Consider the following 17,144-nt stretch of genomic DNA (forward strand, 5'->3'; position numbering starts at 1 on the left):
AAAATTTATTCAGCTTTCTTATTGATGGCATTGAGTGTATCTAAGATAGACTCTTTTTTTGTCGAATTATCCGGTCCTGAAATACGCATTGTAAATTCAACGCGACCATTCTTGTCACGACCTTCCGCCGTATCGTTATTTGTGAGAGGTTTTGTATCTCCATAACCTGCTGAGCTTAAACGATCTTTGGCAATACCATTACGAATGAGAACACGGATAACAGCATTGGCACGAGCACTGGAGAGTTCAAGATTGTCTTGGTATTTAGAGCCATGTGGAAGTGCCGTTGCGTCAGTAAATCCCTTGACGATGACTTCAACATTTTTAGGAAGCATCGCAATAATGTCAGAAACACGTTTGAGGAAAAGCATGGAGTCACTGTTAACAATCTCAGCAGAACCTGGTGCAAAAAGAAGTTTAGTAGGGAGTTTTAAAATTGCACCATCAACTTTTTGCTCTAATGATCCTTCTCCAATATTCATTTTCTCAATCATTTGTGCTAAACGAGCAATTTCTTCAAGTTGCGCAGAAGTTCCACCCGCATTGCCTTTGTCTTTATCTTTAGCGGCATCTCCCGATTTAATAGACATGCTCATAACAGGGGTTGCTTCTTCAGGTTTCGCGCTGTAGTCGTAGATTTTGACAAACTCTTCTTTGAGGGCTTTCATTTTTTCAGTGTTAGTAGAGGCAATAGCAAAGAGTGCGATAAAAAGAGCAAGTAAAAGACTAAAAAAGTCCGCAAAAGGTACGGCCCATTTTTCACCTGCTTCACATTCAACTTTTTTGCATTTTTTACCCACTTAGTATCCCTTATTTGTCAAATTGGCTTTTTTTCTCTTCAAGAGGAGAAAGATAATTGAGAAGTTTCATTTCAAGCGTACGAGGATTGTCACCATGAGAAATACCTAAAATTCCTGCTAAGATGACACGTTTTTCTTTAACAATATCTATTGATTTTCCCTTAAGTTTATGTCCCCATGGGCCTAAGAAGATATAAGAACCTGCAATACCAAAAACAGTCGCAGTAAAGGCACCACCAATACCCATCGCCATTTCAGCAGGGTTGTCTAATTTTTGAAGTGCCAAGATCAGACCCAAAACAGCGCCAATGAGTCCCATAACGGGGCAGGTTTCCCCTGCATGTACCCAATAGTGTGCAGAGCCATGATAATACTCTTCCGTCTGTTCAATCAAAATATCGAGTGTCTCTTCAATCTCATGCGCTTCAACACCATCAACGGCCATACTAAGACCTTTTTTGAAGAACTCATCGTCCATTTGATTGGCATGGGATTCAAGCGCTAAAATGCCATCACGCCTTGCAATAATGGCAAAGTCAATAATTTGTTTAATACGTGCATGAAGATCAACCGATGATTTTTTGAAGATAACTTTAAACTCTTTAAAGGCACCTCTAACATATTCTTGGGGAGTTGCAGACATCGCTGCTGCCATAGCGGTTGGAATAACGATAATAAATGACGTGATGTGCAAAATATGAAGAGGATTTCCACCTTCTAATATATCACCGGTAGAAATAGTGGTGATGGCGAGTACCATGCCCAAGATGACGGTTAAGTCCATAAAGTCAGCTCCAAAAAATAGTATAAAACGTTTTCAAGCATTATCGGTTAAAATGCAAAAAACTTTACATGTAAGGCAATAATATAACAATCTTCCTTAGATAAGATGCTATTATTGCTACGCTTAAAGTAGAAAAATTGATTTGTAGTATAATTGCAAAAAGTGTCAAATAAAGGAGTAAGTTAACATGAGTGAAGAGAAATGCAGATGTTTTATCAGTTCTCTCGTTGATCGACTCAGTGGTAAAGCTGAATCACGTTGCACGAAAATTATTGATGTGGCGTATCGACTTTTTTTTAGATAACGGCTATGAAAACGTCAGTATGAATGATATTGTCAAGCATGCAGGGGGGTCACTCGCGACATTGTATAAGCATTTTGGCAATAAAGAACAACTGTTTATTTACATTTTGGAACAAAAATCAGAAGAAGTTTTTGGTGAATGGGGTCGTAAAAGTGTCTGTTATGAGGGGCGTATTGAAGAATTTTTAACGGAAACAGGAAGGATGTTTTTAGATTTGGTGACAACACCAGATGCCATTTTATTTCACCGTTTACTTATATCAATAGGGTATATTAATGATTCCAGACTCAATAAAACGCAGATCCAGAACCTTATGTCAGTTCCCGTCATTATTATTGCAAATTATTTAGAAAATGAAAAAGTAAACGGTCATATCGAAGTTGAAGATACCTATTTAGTGGCAGAGCAATTTTTAAATGCTGTCAAAGGGCCATTTCTTTTTCAGACAATTTTGGGGATTCAAATTGATATCTCTGAAGAAACGCGTTTAAAAGCTTTAAAACAAGTCGTAACCATTTTCTGTCGCGGCTTACATGTAATACAATAGTTACTTTTTTTTCCGTTAGTGAAATTAGCTTGATTTTTTTACTCTTTTCGGATACAATTTCGCCCATAAAGTGTAATGTATATTACATTACATAAAATTGGGAGCGAAAAATGACTACAAATAGAGTGTATTTAACGTATGCTAGATATGCATTAATAGGTGTTTTGGGAGCTTTTTTAGTAACAGGATGCTCAAGCCAAGATAAGAAAGCAGCAGGTGGGATGCCCGCGATGCCTCCTTTAAGTGTATCCACCTATAAAGTGATCACTAGTGATGTTCCTGTTTCTCTCGAATATCCAGCAAAAGTCAAAAGTATGCAACAAGTGAATATTGTTGCGCGTGTGAGTGGTGTTTTAGAAAAGAAACACTTTACCGAAGGTAGCTTTGTCAAAGCTGGCGATACACTCTACCAAATTGACTCAGACCGTTATGAAGCCTTGATGCAAGAAGCGGTGGCAGATGTAGGAATGAAAGAAGCAACCCTTAAACAAGCAACGCGTGATTGGGATCGTACTAAAGCTTTGTTTGAGCAAGACGCCGTTTCTCAAAAAGAGCGTGACGCTGCACTCTCTGCGTATGAGTCAGCAGGAGCTTCGCTCAAATCTTCACAAGCAGCGCTTAAAAAAGCAACGATTGATTTTAACTATACTAAGGTTAAAGCAACCATTAGTGGTATGACTAGCCTTAATGCCCAAGATGTTGGAAGTTATGTAGGCTCTAGTAGCGATACAATGACATTAACAACCATTACTCAAACCGATCCTATCTATGTTGAATTCTCTTTGCCCGATATTGAACTTTTGAAAAAACGTTATGTCATGGGAACAGGAAATTGGAATAGTTTAGCTCAAGCCAAACTTCCTATTCAACTCAGCACTCCTGATGGTTCAAAATATGCCAAAATGGGAACCTTAGACTTTATTGATAGCTATGTTGATGCTGAAACCTCTACCATTAAAGCAAGAGCCACCTTTGCAAATCCAAATAATATTTTAATACCCGGTCTTTTTGTGCGTGTGAATGTAGAGGGCTTAGTCTATAAAGATGCGATTAGTATTCCTCAAAAGGCACTCTTACAAGAAGCCATTGGATCATTCGTGTATGTGGTAAAAGAGGGTAAAGCGACTAAAGTACCTGTCAAAGCAGGAACCGTTCATAATGACACCTATATCATTGAAAGCGGTTTGAGTGCAGGAGATGTAGTTATTACAGATAACCTCACTAAACTACGCCCTGGCTCAGCGGTTAATGTTATAGAAGCGAAGGAATAAAGTATGTTTTCTAAATTTTTTATCAACAGGCCTATTTTTGCAACGGTTCTTTCGGTCGTTGTGATTATAGCGGGCTTGATGGGTATTAGAGGCTTGCCTATTGAGGAATATCCTCAAGTGACACCGCCACAAGTAACCGTTAAAGCAACGTATGCAGGAGCAAGTGCCGATACCATTTCTAAAACGGTTGCTGCACCGATTGAGCAACAGATTAATGGTGTTGAAAATATGATCTATATGTCTTCAACGGCTTCATCAACAGGTTCTTTATCGATCAATGTCTATTTTAAAATTGGAACCAATGCTGATCAGGCGACGATTAACGTCAATAACCGTGTTCAAGCAGCTCTCAGCAGTCTTCCAAGTGAAGTACAAGCACAAGGCGTTACGGTACGTAAACAATCCTCTACGATTTTAAAAGTTATTTCGATTATTTCACCGAACAACAGCTATGATAAAATTTACATGGCGAACTATGCACTTGTCAACGTTATTGATGAACTTAAGCGCGTTAATGGTGTGGGTGATGCCTCTTTATTTGGTAACCAAGATTACTCTATGCGTATTTGGATGAAGCCTGATCAACTCGCCAAATACAATCTTTCACCAACAGATGTTATTAATTCGATCTCAGAACAAAATGCTCAGTTTGCAACAGGACGTTTCAATCAAGCTCCTACGAAAGCGGCTCAAGCCTATACCTACACGGTAACAACACAAGGGCGATTTGATAAAGTCGAAGAGTTTGAAAATATCATCTTAAAATCGAACAAAGATGGTTCAACTTTACGCCTTAAAGATGTTGCACGTCTTGAACTCGGTGCTGCATCGTATGATGTATCGGCAACGCTTAATGGACAAACGATGGTACCGATTGGCATCTACTTACAATCCGGTGCAAATGCGTTGGAAACAGCCAAAAAAGTCGATGCGGTCATGGAAAAACTTTCAAAATCTTTTCCTGAAAATATGACCTATGTAACGCCATACGATACAACAAAATTTATTCAAATTTCGGTACATGAAGTGGTAAAAACACTCATTGAAGCCCTTCTTTTAGTTGTTATTATTGTTTACATGTTCTTGCAAAATATGCGTGCGACAATTATTCCTATTTTAGCAATCCCTGTTTCGATCATTGGCTCATTTGCAGGTATGTATGCACTGGGTTATTCGATTAACCTTTTAACCTTATTTGGTTTGGTGCTTGCCATTGGTATCGTTGTCGATGATGCTATTATCGTTATTGAAAACGTTGAACGTATCTTGCATTCTGAAAAAGATATTACCGTTAAAGATGCAACGATTAAAGCGATGCAAGAAGTAACTGCTCCTGTTGTTGCCATTGTTCTTGTTTTATGTGCTGTTTTTATCCCTGTATCGTTTATGGGTGGTTTTACAGGACAAATGTACCAACAATTTGCGATTACAATTGTTATTTCGGTCATTATTTCAGGTATGGTAGCGTTAACCTTGACACCTGCATTGTGCGCCATTTTCCTCAAGAAAAAAGAGCCAAAACCGTTTTGGTTTGTCAAAAAATTTAATGAGTTCTTTGATGCTTCAACCAACTGGTTTACCAGTGGGGTTAGTTTGGTGGTACGCCATGGTATCATCAGTATTATCATCTTTGCCGCACTGATGGGCATGACATATGAACTTTTCCAAAAAGTACCTACAAGTCTTGTCCCAATGGAAGACAAAGGCTTTTTACTTGCCGTGACTGCATTGCCTCCTGCTTCTTCACTCAATCGTACAGAAGGTGTGAGTGCAGAACTCAGTAAGATTACAGCCAATGTGCCTGAAATCGAATACACTATTGCTATTTCAGGGTTTGATCTTATCAGTGGTGCCGCTAAAACCAATGCCGCAACAGCCTTTATCAATCTAAAAGATTGGAGTGAGCGAAAAGCAGCAAACCAAAATTCAGAAATACTGAGCGGTGCACTCAACGGTGCCTTCTTCGGTGTACCGGATGCCACCATCTTTGCACTGAATCCTCCACCGATTATGGGATTAAGTATCTCAGGTGGTTTTGAGATGTATTTGCAAGATCGAACGGGTGGTTCATTGGAAGAGCTCGGTAGAATTACCAATGCCATTGTCGCAAAAGCAAGACAAAGACCAGAGCTTACGATGGTGAGAAGTACCTTTGATACGGCTGTACCTCAATTTAGAGTGACATTAGATCGTGAAAAAACGAAAGCATTGGGTATTTCAATCAAAGATGTCTTTACCACATTGCAATCAACCTTTGGCGCCTACTACGTCAATGACTTTAACCTCTTTGGTCGTACCTATCAAGTCAATGTTCAATCAGAGGCTGATTTTAGAGAAAAACCTGAGGATATGAAAAATATCTTTGTGAAGTCAAACACAGGAAAATTGATTCCTATCAGTTCATTGGTGACGTATGAACGTACCATTGGACCAGATATTGTAGATCGTTTTAACATCTTTACAGCCGCAAAAATTGTTGGTGAACCAAAACCGGGTTATACATCAGGGGATGCGATTAAAGCAATTGAAGAAGTGGTTAAAGAAGTCGCACCTGAGGGTTATACCACAGGATGGGCTGGAACATCATTCCAAGAAAAAGAGATGGAAGGTAGTGGCTCACAAGCGTTTATCTTCGGACTCGTCTTTATCTTCTTGATTCTATCAGCACAGTATGAGAGGTGGCTCATGCCACTTGCGGTTATTACCGCTGTTCCGTTTGCCGTCTTTGGTGCGATTATGGCGGTTTATTTACGAGGACTGAGTAACGACATCTATTTCCAAATCGGTCTTTTGGTACTGATCGCTTTATCGGCTAAAAATGCGATTTTGATCGTTGAGTTTGCAATGCAAGCCCAAGAAAAAGGTAAGTCAATTTTTGACGCAACCCTTGAAGCGGCACGTTTACGTTTCCGTCCGATTGTTATGACCTCACTTGCCTTTACTATTGGTGTTTTACCGTTGGCGATCAGTTCAGGTGCCGGTGCGGGAAGTCGTCATGCGATAGGAACGGGTGTTATTGGTGGTATGATTGCCGCAACAACGATTGCGATCTTCTTTATTCCACTCTTTTACAACTGGCTCGCTCAGCTTAATGCGAAGTTTTCACGTAAAGGAAAAAAAGATGAAGAATAGTCTTTATTACAGTGCTGTACTAGCCTTAATTCTCAGTGGATGTTCGCTCTCTCCAGAGTTGAACGTCCCTACAACACAGTTTCCGCAGACGTACCGTGCAGATGTGAAGAGTGAAACACCGTATGTCGATGCGGCATGGTGGAGTAATTACCATGATGCAAAATTAACCGCTTTAATTGAAGAGGCATTGACAAATAACTATGATCTTCAATCAGCGATGGCCAATATCTCTTTGGCGCGTGCAACGCTTTCACGAAGTACATCGGATCGTTACCCAAGTATTGATGTCCAGGGCTCTGGCCAACGTATCAGAAGCAGTGGCGATACGTTTAACTCTAAAGCACATAATACGTACAATGATTTTTCACTCAGTGCAGTCCTTAGTTATGAGCTTGATCTTTGGGGTAAATACAAAGAAGCTGAAGCTTCCTCTCGTGCTTCTTTGATTGCTACATATGCGGCAAAAGACACGGTAAAAATCTCTTTAGCTGCCAGTGTTGCCGATAGTTACTTTACACTCATTAGTCTGTATGAGCAGCTCGACATCACCAATGAGACAATCAAAGCAAGAGAAGAGGGGCTTAAACGCAATGAGGCGAAGTACACTCTTGGTGCTATTTCTAAAGGAACTCTTGCCTCCGATCGTGCAGAGCTGAACAGTGCTCAAATCACTAAAGATGCGCTAGAGCAAGCGATTTTACTCCAACAAAGTGCGCTGGCTGTTTTAGTGGGTAAATCACCTGAAGCCATAGCGGCGTTTAGCAAAGATGGCTTACCGCGTGTTTTACCAAGCGATGTCAACGTCCCTGCTAATTTGCCTTCCGAGCTTTTAAGCAAACGCCCCGATATCACCCAAGCCGAAGAGAATTTAAAAGCGGCCAATGCAAACATCGGTGTGGCACGTGCTGCTTATTTTCCAAGTATTAGCCTCTCAGGTGCACTTGGATTTGAGAGCACACAGCTTTCTAATCTGATGAAATCCCAATCAGGCATGAACAGCTTTGGTGGAAGCCTTGCCTCACCACTGTTTAATATGGGAAAAACTAGTTCCAATGTAGAGAGTGCAAAGGCAAACAAAGAGCTAGCAGAGATTGCGTATGCAAAGACGGTTCAACAAGCGTTTCAAGATGCCTATGATGCCCTTAACAAACGACATACGCTCACTCAAAAACTAGAGCATCAGCTCTCCTATGAAAAGAATATTGAGCAAGTATACTTACTGGCTAAAAAACAGTATGAAAATGGCTATGGCGATTATTTAACACTATTAGATGCAAAACGTAATCTGCTCTCAGCAAAGCTTGCTACATCCCAAACCAAACAAGCACTGCTTAGTTCGGGTGTCTCTCTTTACAAATCACTCGGCGGTGGTTGGGATAAAGAGGTGTTTGACAGGCACGCTGATACCCTATAACTGTCTTACATGTAAACGTCTAAACTTTCTGTTTGGGCGTTTACATCCTTGCTCAAAACATCTTTACATGTAAACGTAAAAAGCGTTTACCTCTTCTTTTTAATCATTCTTTTATGAGCTTTATATAAATAATTATGTTTGCATGAAAACTAAAAAATAAAAAATGAACAAATATGCAAAAAAGACTCTTTGAAGAACCTTTATTTGATTAGAATTCTTTTGAAAATTCAAATAAGGTTAAAAAATGAAATTCAAGCTTTTTGTTCTGAGTGTTTTTGCATTATGGTGTTTTACTGTTAATTTTGTTTTTATTGGAAGTTGTCATACATGTAATGAAACAATTCAATTTCATACACAAAATTTAATTAGTACAAATGTGATTAGTACCAATATAAATTAGGGAAATCATTCGATATTCTATGTGGCGTTTGTGATATTAAATTCGCTCATATACGTTCTATAAAGTAGGGGAACCCAGCTTTTTTGGAGCTTTGGATTGTACCTACTTTCTACGGCGGCTGATTTGAAGAACACTTTCCACAGTGCTTTAAATTTTTCTTCTTCGCTAGAATAGGTTGGAGTATCAAATGTGGCGATTGAGCGAATTTCTCGCAGTTCATCGTTTTTCACAAAGGCAAGAGCACGTTTGACATCGTGGATGATAAAAGGGATGTTTCCTAAGCGTTTGCAAAAATGATCCCCTAAAAAAGGGACAATATTAAATTTTGTCTCAATTTTGGCATACAATGTACCATCTTCCAACTCTTCAAAGCGGGTAAATCCGTACATCTTATGCACCAAACACAACAGCTCTTTTTCGAGATTTTGGATGTAAAAAAGGGAAGCATTAGTAATGTTTCGAAGCTCTTTAGGGTTTTTAAATCCGATGCGAATATACTCTAACAGTGCCATCTCATAGTTTCGTGTGTCGCATAATACACTATGAAAAATGGTGCGTTGTTGCTCTTTATTAAAGTGCCTAGTCATGGCATCTAAGACTTTACGCGCTTTTATTTCATCGGAAAAAACTTCATGAAAACGCTCAAACAGAAGTGTTTCTGGCATTTTTTTGACAATGGCGCTTACCTCTAATTTTTCATAATAAACTTCATACACTAAGCTCAAATACCCTTCAAAACTGCCATCGTACAGCAAAATCATCACAGCTCTCCTGTGTAGATGGAGGTATCAAAAAGTGTTGGCTGAATGACGTTTGAGCCTTGGTGTATGAGAGCAAGTTTGATCTTTTCGGTATATAAGCTTGTGCTTCGATGAAAATCTTTACCAGCGATGATGAAATAACGTGCTTTTTTGAGCGATATTTTAAGATTGACGAGGTCTTCGAAGCTGAGTTTCTTAAACCGTCTTGCTTGTAAAATTTTTAGTGCACCCCGTATGCCTATACCGGGGATACGCACTAAAATCTCTTGGGGTGCATGGTTGACATCAATCGGGAAAAGATGCAGGTTGGAAAGTGCCCAAAAGGTTTTTGGGTCAAATTGGATGTCAAGGTTTTGGTTTTCGCTCAAAATTTCATCGTATGAAAAGCCGTAAAAGCGCAACAACCAATCAGCTTGATAGAGTCTGTGCTCCCGAAGCAAAGGAGGTTTGGAAAGTTCAGGAACGGGCAAGTGCTTATGGTTATTTACCGCAATATATGCAGAGTAATAGACCCGTTTGAGCAGTGCCTTTTGATAGAGTGATGATGAGAGTTTTAATATCTCAAAATCGCTCTCGCTCGTTGCTCCTATAATCATTTGGGTACTCATAGAGATGGGTTTAGCACTTCGTTGCAGTGTAATGTCACGCGCGTGTTTCAGTGGTGAGAGGAGCTTCTCTTTGGTTTTATCGGGTGCGAGTAGGGCAAGGCTTTTAGCACTTGGAAGTTCGATGTTGGAGCTAACACGATGGGCTAAAAGCGTGGCTTCTTCGATGAGTTCTTTTGAAGCTCCGGGAATAAGTTTGACATGAATGTAGCCATTAAAGCGATACTCATGGCGCAATATACGCAAGGTTTGAAGGAGCAAGCTCATCGTATGGTCTTCGTTTTTGATGATGCCAGAGCTTAAAAAAAGTCCTTCGATGTAATTGCGTTTGTAAAAGTTAATCGTCAGATCGGCAAGTTCTCGTGGTGTAAAAGCAGTACGAGGAGTGTCATTGCTTACACGGTTGATGCAGTAGGCACAGTCGTAAATGCAAACATTTGTCAACAATACTTTCAAAAGTGAAACACACCTGCCATCGCTCGTAAAACTGTGGCAAATACCACTGTTATGGGCACAGCCAAGCTCGCCTGTTTTGTAGTTGTTCTCACTGCCACTGGAAGAGCATGAGACATCGTACTTGGCACTGCCTGCTAAGAGGGAGAGTTTATCTTCGGTTGTAAGTTTCATGCGAGCATGGTACGATTTTTTTTACATGTAAAGACTAAAATATTTCAAAATGAAATGTGAGAGAGTTTATTTTTGCCTCGTATGAAGTAAGCTTGAGTGCCATAGTGGCTAATGTAGTCTCTTGAGCTTTGCCCAAGAGACGCGTAAAAATAGATTATTTAATAAATTCAACCGCTTCGTTAAACGGTATGCGAAGTTGTGATGATTGTGGGTTGATGCGATATCCAAAAGGAAGTACCATAGAGACTTGGTATTTGCTCGTATCGAGTCCCAAAACTGCTTCGACTTTCTCTTTTTCATAGCCTTCAATCGGACACGAATCAATACCAATAAATGCCGCTGCGGTCATCATGTTGGAGCACGCAATATAGCTTTGTTTTGACGTCCAAGCATAGATGTTTTTATCTGAACTAAGGGTTTCTTTGAGGTGATTGGCGTAAAGATTAATGTAATAATCTTTTTTCTCTTGAGGCATTTCTCGCCTTGCAAAACGCTTCATAGGAATCCCACTCTCCACTTTGACAGCATCAATTGCCGCTAGAATAATGACAAGATGCGAGCATGTCGTAATTTGCGGTTGATCCCAGCATACGGGGCGTAGTTTTTCACGAAGTTCATCGTTGGTGACGACTAAAAACTTCCAAGGCTCCATACCAAATGAAGAGGGTGACTTGCGACCTGCTTCTAGGATAAAGTGCATCTGCTCTTCACTGATTTTTTTTTGTTTCGTCAAATAGTTTGCACGCGTGGCGAAAGTCCATCGCTTTTGAAAAGTCGTTTTGCATTGTATGTTCTCCTAATATATTTTCAAAATAATAACGTTAATAAACTTTATTTTCTCTTACATTACTTTTGGTAAGTATTGAATTAAGAAAAGGTATTTAAAAACCGTTTTCGAGCACTCTCATGCCCTATGATGGGCTTTGGATAACCTGCAATCTCATGGCTCGTCAAGTATGCTTCTTTGTGCAAACAGGCACTTGGAATATCGTTTAAAATGGGAAGAAACCGTTTGATGTAGCATGCTTCCTTGTCAAACTTCAATGACTGCGCATAGGGATTGAAGATGCGAAAATAAGGTTGCGGATCGATCCCCGTTCCTGCGCACCACTGCCACGAGAGCACATTGGCACTCGCGTCATAATCCAAAAGATACTTCGCAAAAAATGCCTCTCCCTTTTGCCACGGCAACATCAAATGTTTTGTAAAAAATGAACCTACCACCATACGCGCGCGGTTGTGCATCAGACCTGTTTCTAAAAGCTCCGTGATCGCCGCATCGACCAGCGGATAGCCCGTTTGTGCCAAGATAAAACGCTCATAGGCTTCTGCATCGTTGGAAATGGGCGGCGTGTATTTGTAATTTTCCCATGCAAGTCTTGGAAAATGGTAGAGTAAGTAAGCATAAAATTCACGAAAAATCAGCTGTCTAAAAAAAGGCTCTGTGGTGTGGCCTTGCTGTTTGAGCGCGACCAAATAACGCACCACTTCACGAATGGAGATCGTTCCAAAACGCAAATGCACACTCAAGTGAGAGGTCGCGTCTACGTCTAAAAAGTCGCGCATTTGCTCATACGAATCGATTTTACATGTAAAGATTTCCAACGCTTTTTGAGGCTCTATAATGTTTACATGTAAAGGCTCAAAACCGATACTTTCAATCTTTACATGTAAAGGCGTTTGAGCGTGCCCTTGAATGCTTAGAAGCTCTTTGTAGTTGAATTGCGCAAGGCTTTGGTTACCTCTTGCGTATTTTAATGCGTAAAATTGTGTGTAAAGTGCTTGGCAAGCGTGGTAATATGGGGTGAAAACAAGGTAAGGCGTGCCATCTTTTTTGAGCACTTCATTGGGCTCAAAAAGGTAACAGTCATTCAAAAAATGAAAACGAAGCATCTCTGCAATTTCGCCATCGCGCTCTTTGGCGTAGTCATCGTAATCCACACTGCTATAAACATCTTCAAAGCCGAGTGTTTTAAGGTAGGTAAAAACATCAAAAGGCGTGCCATAAAACAAAGCAAGGTCAAGTCCAAGTGCTTTCAGATCGGCTTTGAGTTTAAGCACCTGCTCAAATATAAACGAGACTCGGCGATCTTTTGTATCAAGACCCCGTAAAATCTTCGTATCGAAGATAAAAATGGGCAAAACCTCGCCATCCTGTGCTAAAAGCATCGAGTCATGAACACGAAGATCGCGTCTAAACCAAAGGACTTTTTTCATGCTTATTTCCCTTCTTGAATGGTGGAACGCAGCGCCAAATCTTTAGGGTAGGGGTTTAAAAACTTCTGTCCTAAGAGGTAATGTACTTCATACTTTTTAGCCAAAAATTCGATGGTATTCATCACAGCAATGAGCGGAACGATCTCATCGCGGAATGCTTCGATCTGAATGTGAAGATCCTGTTTTTCGGCACTTGTTAACTCTTTTTTGAAAAAACCCACCAGATGTTGAAGCACGTTGACCGTTTTGCCGATGGAACCTTTGTATGCAATCGTCTTTTTAAACAGAGCAAGGTAGTCATGCGTCACGACATGCAGGCTTTTTTTCTCATGGTTGGCGACGATTTTGCCCAAAAGTCGGTAGTTTGCTTCATGCTTGCTTTGCAGTAAAAACTTATACGCGGTGTGAAAACTCACAAGCTCTTGCATGGTTTGGATGTTGTGTTGAAGTTGCATTGCCTCTTCGTACGCAAAGAGCTGCATCACAAAGTTTTCCCGTAGCCACGGATCGAGCAAGCGTGCCTCTTCCTCAATGGGAAAATCTTCAAAATGCGCTTTACATGTAAACGCAAAAAGCCCATCTTTCTTCCCCTCACTCATCGCATCGCTGTAATACTTAGCACTGCCAAGCCCACAACTTGGTGATTTGGACTTAAGAATGATGCCGCAAATTGCTTCGTTTTGGATTTTATGCAGTTCATGCTCCACAGCCTCATTCATCGCTTGGGTAACATCATTTTTAGAAAAGACAGTGATGACCTTTTTATGCTCATTGTCAAGCACAATGCGTATCGTCTCACGCGGTGTTCCAAAGGCTAAATGCTCAGGACAAAACGGAATAAATGAAGCGTATTTACCAAGCTTGTCGGTAATAAAACGATCCCGTTGACCCGTTTTATCGTAACGAATAGGCTCGCCTAGTAAACAGGCAGAAACAGCAATTTTGAGCATGAAATTCCTTTGAAAAGAGCTTTGACTATTATAGCCACTCCTTTTGATAAAAGGCTTAGTGGGGATTTGGTAGACTATGGAGAATTTATAAAAGAAATTTTTTATTTAAAGAAAAAGGATAGAAAGATGGCAAGAAAGGCTATTCCAGAATATATTCAAAGGCGACTCTACGCAGAGTCTATGGGAAGATGCATGAACCCTGCTTGTGGAAAAGATTTGTTGTTAACTAATGGTGACATTGTAGAAAAGGCACATATTATTCCTCATTGCGATTCTGCTGATAATTCCTTTGAAAATTTAATTCTTTTATGCCCAAATTGTCATACAAATTTTGATAAAAATTCAGCTTTTACTGAAGAAGAAGTTCGAATATGGAAACGTGAAAGACAACAACAGGTATCACAACTTTTTTCACAAAAATTTGATACATTTGAAAAACTTGAAGAACTTGTTAAACCTCTTCTTACAGAAAATAAAACTATTTATGAAAGCTATTATTTAAATGACAAGCGAAAATTATGGGAAAAATTTGAAGAAAAGATATTGATTAATAATCAAAAGCTGAGATTTTTGCTAAGTAAAAATAGAGATTTATTTCAAAAGCATCATGATGAATATTTTTCAAATTTAGCAATCATAGATCAGTTAATTTTACATATTGATGAGTTTAGGGATACTAGAAAAGATGATGAAAAAATACGAACAGTTTTATTTCCTGAAGAGGTTAATTCAATATTTGGATTAGAATCATCTTTAGAAGGTATGTTGCCTTCTGTTGAATCATTGGAATGTTTAATTTGCAAATTACAAAACGAAGATAAATTTGTAGGAATTACCTTAGGAATTGAGGATCCATTTTTAATATACAAAGAACATGATGAGTATGTTCAATTATTTTTGAGTGATGCTCCAAGAATAAGACAAATGTATTTTTCATATCATTGTCTAAAAAGTGTAGGAATTAGGTTAGGAAGTTTAAATTTTGCCTTAAAATATTTAGATAATAATCATATTGCATTTAAAATAGAAAATTGCCAGAATTTATCTAATGTAACTGTCAAAGAAAAGTCTTTTAAATTTATTTATGAATATTGTTTAAGTAAAGCTGAACTTATTTCACTTGCACCTAAAAAAGGTTTGATTATAGTTAATTTGCACAATTGGAATGGTGGGAGTTGTATTTCTAATGAAGCATATGAACAAGCAAAAATTATGGGTGTTACATTGTTGACTATGGATGATTTTTATGTGTATATCCAAAATTTAAAATGAATAAAATAATCTATTTAATATCTACACATATTAATATATTTGAGTTATTTACAGAGGTCTATATTTTTGGTTCTATCGTAAAAAATAGTGAGTTTCCAAATGATATTGATTTATTGCTTGTATATGAAGAATATACAAAAGAGATTGAAAATGAAAAAAATATAATAGACGAATTCTTAGCAACATTATTTAAACTAGAGATAGATATTACACTTTTAAGTGAGAAAGAGTTAATGCAAACTAATTTTTTAGAAAAAATTTCTTTTAACTATCAAAAACTGAAATAATATATAAAAATTGGGAAAGATAATATGATCAACACCACACCAACATCAAATATTCTTATTTACCCAAATGAAGATGGCAACACAAAAATAGAAACAAGACTTGAAAATGAAACGGTTTTGCTCAATAGAAATCAATTTTCAGAGCTTTTTGGGCGTGATGTCAAAACGATAGGAAAGCATATCAATAATGTATTTTCAGACGGTGAACTTGAAGGACTTTCAGCTGTCGCAAATTTTGCGACAGCTGACGGAGACCAAAATTAACTACCGTTCAACTATTGCCAAAAAGGAAATAGTTCAAAATAGAAAAAATAGACATATAATTTAAAAAAGCAATAATTATTTATAAATTAGTTGTTGCAAATTTTGCAACAACTAACAAAATCAAAGTAAAACATTATAATCTCATTTTTTTAGAAGGATAGAAAGCGTTTTACATGTAAAGCCAAAAGACTTTACATGTAAAAGATTATTTCGGTCGTTTGTCCACCACGCGCGTCGCTTTTCCCTCGCTTCGTTGAAGTGATTTAGGCGCGACGAGTTTGACTTCGACGTTGATGTAGAGATTGTTTAAAAGAGAATGTTGGAGCTCTTTTTTGAGGTTTCCGAGGTAGCTGACATCATCGCTGATGAGATGTTCATCGAGTTCCACATCGATTTCGAGTTTATCGAGGTAGCCTTTTTTGTCGGCGATGATTTGGTAGTTGAGTGTGATGCCTTCTTGTTTGGAGAGCACGTGCTCGATTTGCGATGGAAAGACGTTGACGCCGTTGATGAGAAGCATATCGTCACTTCTGCCGACGATACTTTCTATCCTGCCGATGGTTCTGCCACAGCGACACGGAATGCGTGTTAAAGAGGTAATGTCACCCGTTCGGTAACGAATGATCGGCAAGCCTTGTTTGGTGAGCGTCGTGATGACAAGCTCGCCTCGCGTGCCCTCTGGTAAGACTTCGCCCGTTTTTGGGTCGATGATCTCAGGGTAGAAATGATCTTCATGAATATGCAAAAGATTGGAGTGTTTGCAGTTACACGCTACGCCCGGTCCGATGATCTCAGATAGTCCATAAATCTCGTGGTAGTCGATGCCCCAGATATGGGCTATCTCGTTTTTAAGCCCTTCACTCGTAGGCTCCGCTCCGAAAAATCCCACGCGAAGTTTGAAATCTTTTTGGATGTCATAGCCCTCAGCCTTAGCCACTTCTGCCATATGAAGCGCAAAAGAAGGCGTGGCGGTCAGTACGGTTGCGCCGAAATCTTTTAAAAGAAGGAGTTGGCGAGAGGTAAAGCCTGTGGAGCTTGGAATGACGGCGATTTTCATGCGCTCAGCGGCATTATGAAAGCCAAGCCCGCCCGTGAAAAGTCCATACCCATGAGAGTTTTGCATGATGTCTTGGCAGGTCACGCCACCCATCGTAAAGGCTCTTCCCATCACTTCCGCCCAGATGTCCATGTCGTGTTCGGTGTAGCCCACGACGGTGGGCTTTCCCGTGGTTCCGCTACTGCTATGGATGCGCACGATCTGGTCCATATCGACCGAGAACATGCCAAAAGGGTAGTTGTCTCTAAGGTCATGTTTTTTGGTGAACGGAAGTTTGGCAATATCTTCAAGCGTTTTAATATCTTCAGGTAAAACACCATGTTCATCGAACTTTTTCTTGTAAAAAGGCACGAGATGATAGACGCGAAGCAGTGTTTCTTTGAGATGTTTGAGCTGCCAAGCCTGAAGCTCGTCACGGCTTAGGCTTTCATTTTTACTGAATGTCATGGGTT

Annotated in this window: 14 protein-coding genes and 1 pseudogene; 7 read left to right on the top strand and 8 right to left on the bottom strand. The window is 39.4% G+C overall.

Annotated features, from left to right (window positions below):
* Positions 1 to 5: 5 nt before the first annotated feature.
* On the bottom strand, positions 6 to 800 hold the full coding sequence (gene motB / locus Sdiek1_RS06895) for a flagellar motor protein MotB (RefSeq protein ID WP_087438512.1): 795 nt from the start codon (positions 798 to 800) through the stop codon (positions 6 to 8).
* Positions 801 to 810: 10 nt separating this feature from the next.
* A complete protein-coding gene (gene motA, locus Sdiek1_RS06900; protein ID WP_087438513.1) occupies positions 811 to 1,584 on the bottom strand; it encodes a flagellar motor stator protein MotA in 774 nt (257 codons plus the stop codon).
* 191 nt (positions 1,585 to 1,775) lie between these two features.
* Here motA and Sdiek1_RS06905 point away from each other — a divergent pair, with 191 nt between their 5' ends.
* The 4 genes from Sdiek1_RS06905 (at position 1,776) to Sdiek1_RS06920 (ending at position 8,252) form a co-directional block, all read left to right on the top strand.
* A complete protein-coding gene (locus tag Sdiek1_RS06905) occupies positions 1,776 to 2,435 on the top strand; it encodes a TetR/AcrR family transcriptional regulator (RefSeq protein ID WP_238099224.1) in 660 nt (219 codons plus the stop codon).
* Positions 2,436 to 2,545: 110 nt separating this feature from the next.
* Positions 2,546 to 3,706 (top strand): efflux RND transporter periplasmic adaptor subunit, encoded by a 1,161-nt coding sequence (locus Sdiek1_RS06910; RefSeq protein WP_087438514.1) that lies wholly within the window; start codon positions 2,546 to 2,548, stop codon positions 3,704 to 3,706.
* Between the two features lie 3 nt (positions 3,707 to 3,709).
* Positions 3,710 to 6,838: an efflux RND transporter permease subunit gene (locus Sdiek1_RS06915; RefSeq protein WP_087438515.1), complete on the top strand. Its 3,129-nt coding sequence runs from the start codon at positions 3,710 to 3,712 to the stop codon at positions 6,836 to 6,838.
* Positions 6,828 to 8,252 (top strand): efflux transporter outer membrane subunit, encoded by a 1,425-nt coding sequence (locus Sdiek1_RS06920; protein WP_087438516.1) that lies wholly within the window; start codon positions 6,828 to 6,830, stop codon positions 8,250 to 8,252. Before Sdiek1_RS06915 ends, Sdiek1_RS06920 begins: the two co-directional genes overlap by 11 nt.
* 417 nt (positions 8,253 to 8,669) lie before the next feature.
* Here the strand turns inward: Sdiek1_RS06920 and Sdiek1_RS06925 are convergent, their stop codons facing one another.
* The 5 genes and pseudogenes from Sdiek1_RS06925 to Sdiek1_RS06945 all read right to left on the bottom strand — a co-directional run bounded on the left by Sdiek1_RS06925 (position 8,670) and on the right by Sdiek1_RS06945 (position 13,812).
* Positions 8,670 to 9,413: a TIGR03915 family putative DNA repair protein gene (locus Sdiek1_RS06925; RefSeq protein WP_087438517.1), complete on the bottom strand. Its 744-nt coding sequence runs from the start codon at positions 9,411 to 9,413 to the stop codon at positions 8,670 to 8,672.
* On the bottom strand, positions 9,413 to 10,645 hold the full coding sequence (locus tag Sdiek1_RS06930) for a putative DNA modification/repair radical SAM protein (protein WP_087438518.1): 1,233 nt from the start codon (positions 10,643 to 10,645) through the stop codon (positions 9,413 to 9,415). Before Sdiek1_RS06930 ends, Sdiek1_RS06925 begins: the two co-directional genes overlap by 1 nt.
* Before the next feature lie 154 nt (positions 10,646 to 10,799).
* A pseudogene (locus Sdiek1_RS06935) lies at positions 10,800 to 11,430 on the bottom strand (NAD(P)H-dependent oxidoreductase).
* 82 nt (positions 11,431 to 11,512) lie between these two features.
* Complete coding sequence (locus Sdiek1_RS06940; RefSeq protein ID WP_087438519.1) at positions 11,513 to 12,862, bottom strand: cryptochrome/photolyase family protein; 1,350 nt, start codon at positions 12,860 to 12,862, stop codon at positions 11,513 to 11,515.
* 2 nt (positions 12,863 to 12,864) lie between these two features.
* Positions 12,865 to 13,812 carry a YbgA family protein gene (locus Sdiek1_RS06945; protein WP_087438520.1) on the bottom strand — a complete coding sequence of 316 codons (948 nt, stop codon included), beginning with the start codon at positions 13,810 to 13,812 and terminating at the stop codon, positions 12,865 to 12,867.
* 9 nt (positions 13,813 to 13,821) lie between these two features.
* Here Sdiek1_RS06945 and Sdiek1_RS06950 point away from each other — a divergent pair, with 9 nt between their 5' ends.
* From Sdiek1_RS06950 to Sdiek1_RS06960, 3 genes are read left to right on the top strand one after another with little or no spacing between them, the layout of a single operon-like run.
* Positions 13,822 to 15,084, top strand: a complete 1,263-nt coding sequence (locus Sdiek1_RS06950) for an HNH endonuclease signature motif containing protein (RefSeq protein WP_202819590.1) — start codon at positions 13,822 to 13,824, stop codon at positions 15,082 to 15,084.
* Positions 15,081 to 15,371, top strand: coding sequence for a nucleotidyltransferase domain-containing protein (locus Sdiek1_RS06955; protein WP_087438521.1), 291 nt, complete (start codon positions 15,081 to 15,083; stop codon positions 15,369 to 15,371). Before Sdiek1_RS06950 ends, Sdiek1_RS06955 begins: the two co-directional genes overlap by 4 nt.
* 24 nt (positions 15,372 to 15,395) lie before the next feature.
* Positions 15,396 to 15,635 carry a virulence RhuM family protein gene (locus Sdiek1_RS06960; RefSeq protein ID WP_192866781.1) on the top strand — a complete coding sequence of 80 codons (240 nt, stop codon included), beginning with the start codon at positions 15,396 to 15,398 and terminating at the stop codon, positions 15,633 to 15,635.
* Positions 15,636 to 15,840: 205 nt separating this feature from the next.
* On the opposite strand, the gene Sdiek1_RS06965 is transcribed toward Sdiek1_RS06960, so the two are convergent.
* Positions 15,841 to 17,139, bottom strand: a complete 1,299-nt coding sequence (locus Sdiek1_RS06965) for a phenylacetate--CoA ligase family protein (RefSeq protein ID WP_087438522.1) — start codon at positions 17,137 to 17,139, stop codon at positions 15,841 to 15,843.
* Positions 17,140 to 17,144 lie beyond the last annotated feature (5 nt).

Source organism: Sulfurospirillum diekertiae (assembly GCF_002162315.1).
Taxonomy (GTDB): Bacteria; Campylobacterota; Campylobacteria; order Campylobacterales; family Sulfurospirillaceae; genus Sulfurospirillum.

Bases quoted from the DNA above. Each gene is read 5' to 3' on its own strand.
- motA (WP_087438513.1), bottom strand. From the start codon at position 1,584: ATGGACTTAACCGTCATCTTGGGCATGGTACTCGCCATCACCACTATT.
- Sdiek1_RS06910 (WP_087438514.1), top strand. From the start codon at position 2,546: ATGACTACAAATAGAGTGTATTTAACGTATGCTAGATATGCATTAATA.
- Sdiek1_RS06915 (WP_087438515.1), top strand. From the start codon at position 3,710: ATGTTTTCTAAATTTTTTATCAACAGGCCTATTTTTGCAACGGTTCTT.
- Sdiek1_RS06920 (WP_087438516.1), top strand. From the start codon at position 6,828: ATGAAGAATAGTCTTTATTACAGTGCTGTACTAGCCTTAATTCTCAGT.
- Sdiek1_RS06925 (WP_087438517.1), bottom strand. From the start codon at position 9,413: ATGATTTTGCTGTACGATGGCAGTTTTGAAGGGTATTTGAGCTTAGTG.
- Sdiek1_RS06930 (WP_087438518.1), bottom strand. From the start codon at position 10,645: ATGAAACTTACAACCGAAGATAAACTCTCCCTCTTAGCAGGCAGTGCC.
- Sdiek1_RS06940 (WP_087438519.1), bottom strand. From the start codon at position 12,862: ATGAAAAAAGTCCTTTGGTTTAGACGCGATCTTCGTGTTCATGACTCG.
- Sdiek1_RS06945 (WP_087438520.1), bottom strand. From the start codon at position 13,812: ATGCTCAAAATTGCTGTTTCTGCCTGTTTACTAGGCGAGCCTATTCGT.
- Sdiek1_RS06955 (WP_087438521.1), top strand. From the start codon at position 15,081: ATGAATAAAATAATCTATTTAATATCTACACATATTAATATATTTGAG.
- Sdiek1_RS06960 (WP_192866781.1), top strand. From the start codon at position 15,396: ATGATCAACACCACACCAACATCAAATATTCTTATTTACCCAAATGAA.
- Sdiek1_RS06965 (WP_087438522.1), bottom strand. From the start codon at position 17,139: ATGACATTCAGTAAAAATGAAAGCCTAAGCCGTGACGAGCTTCAGGCT.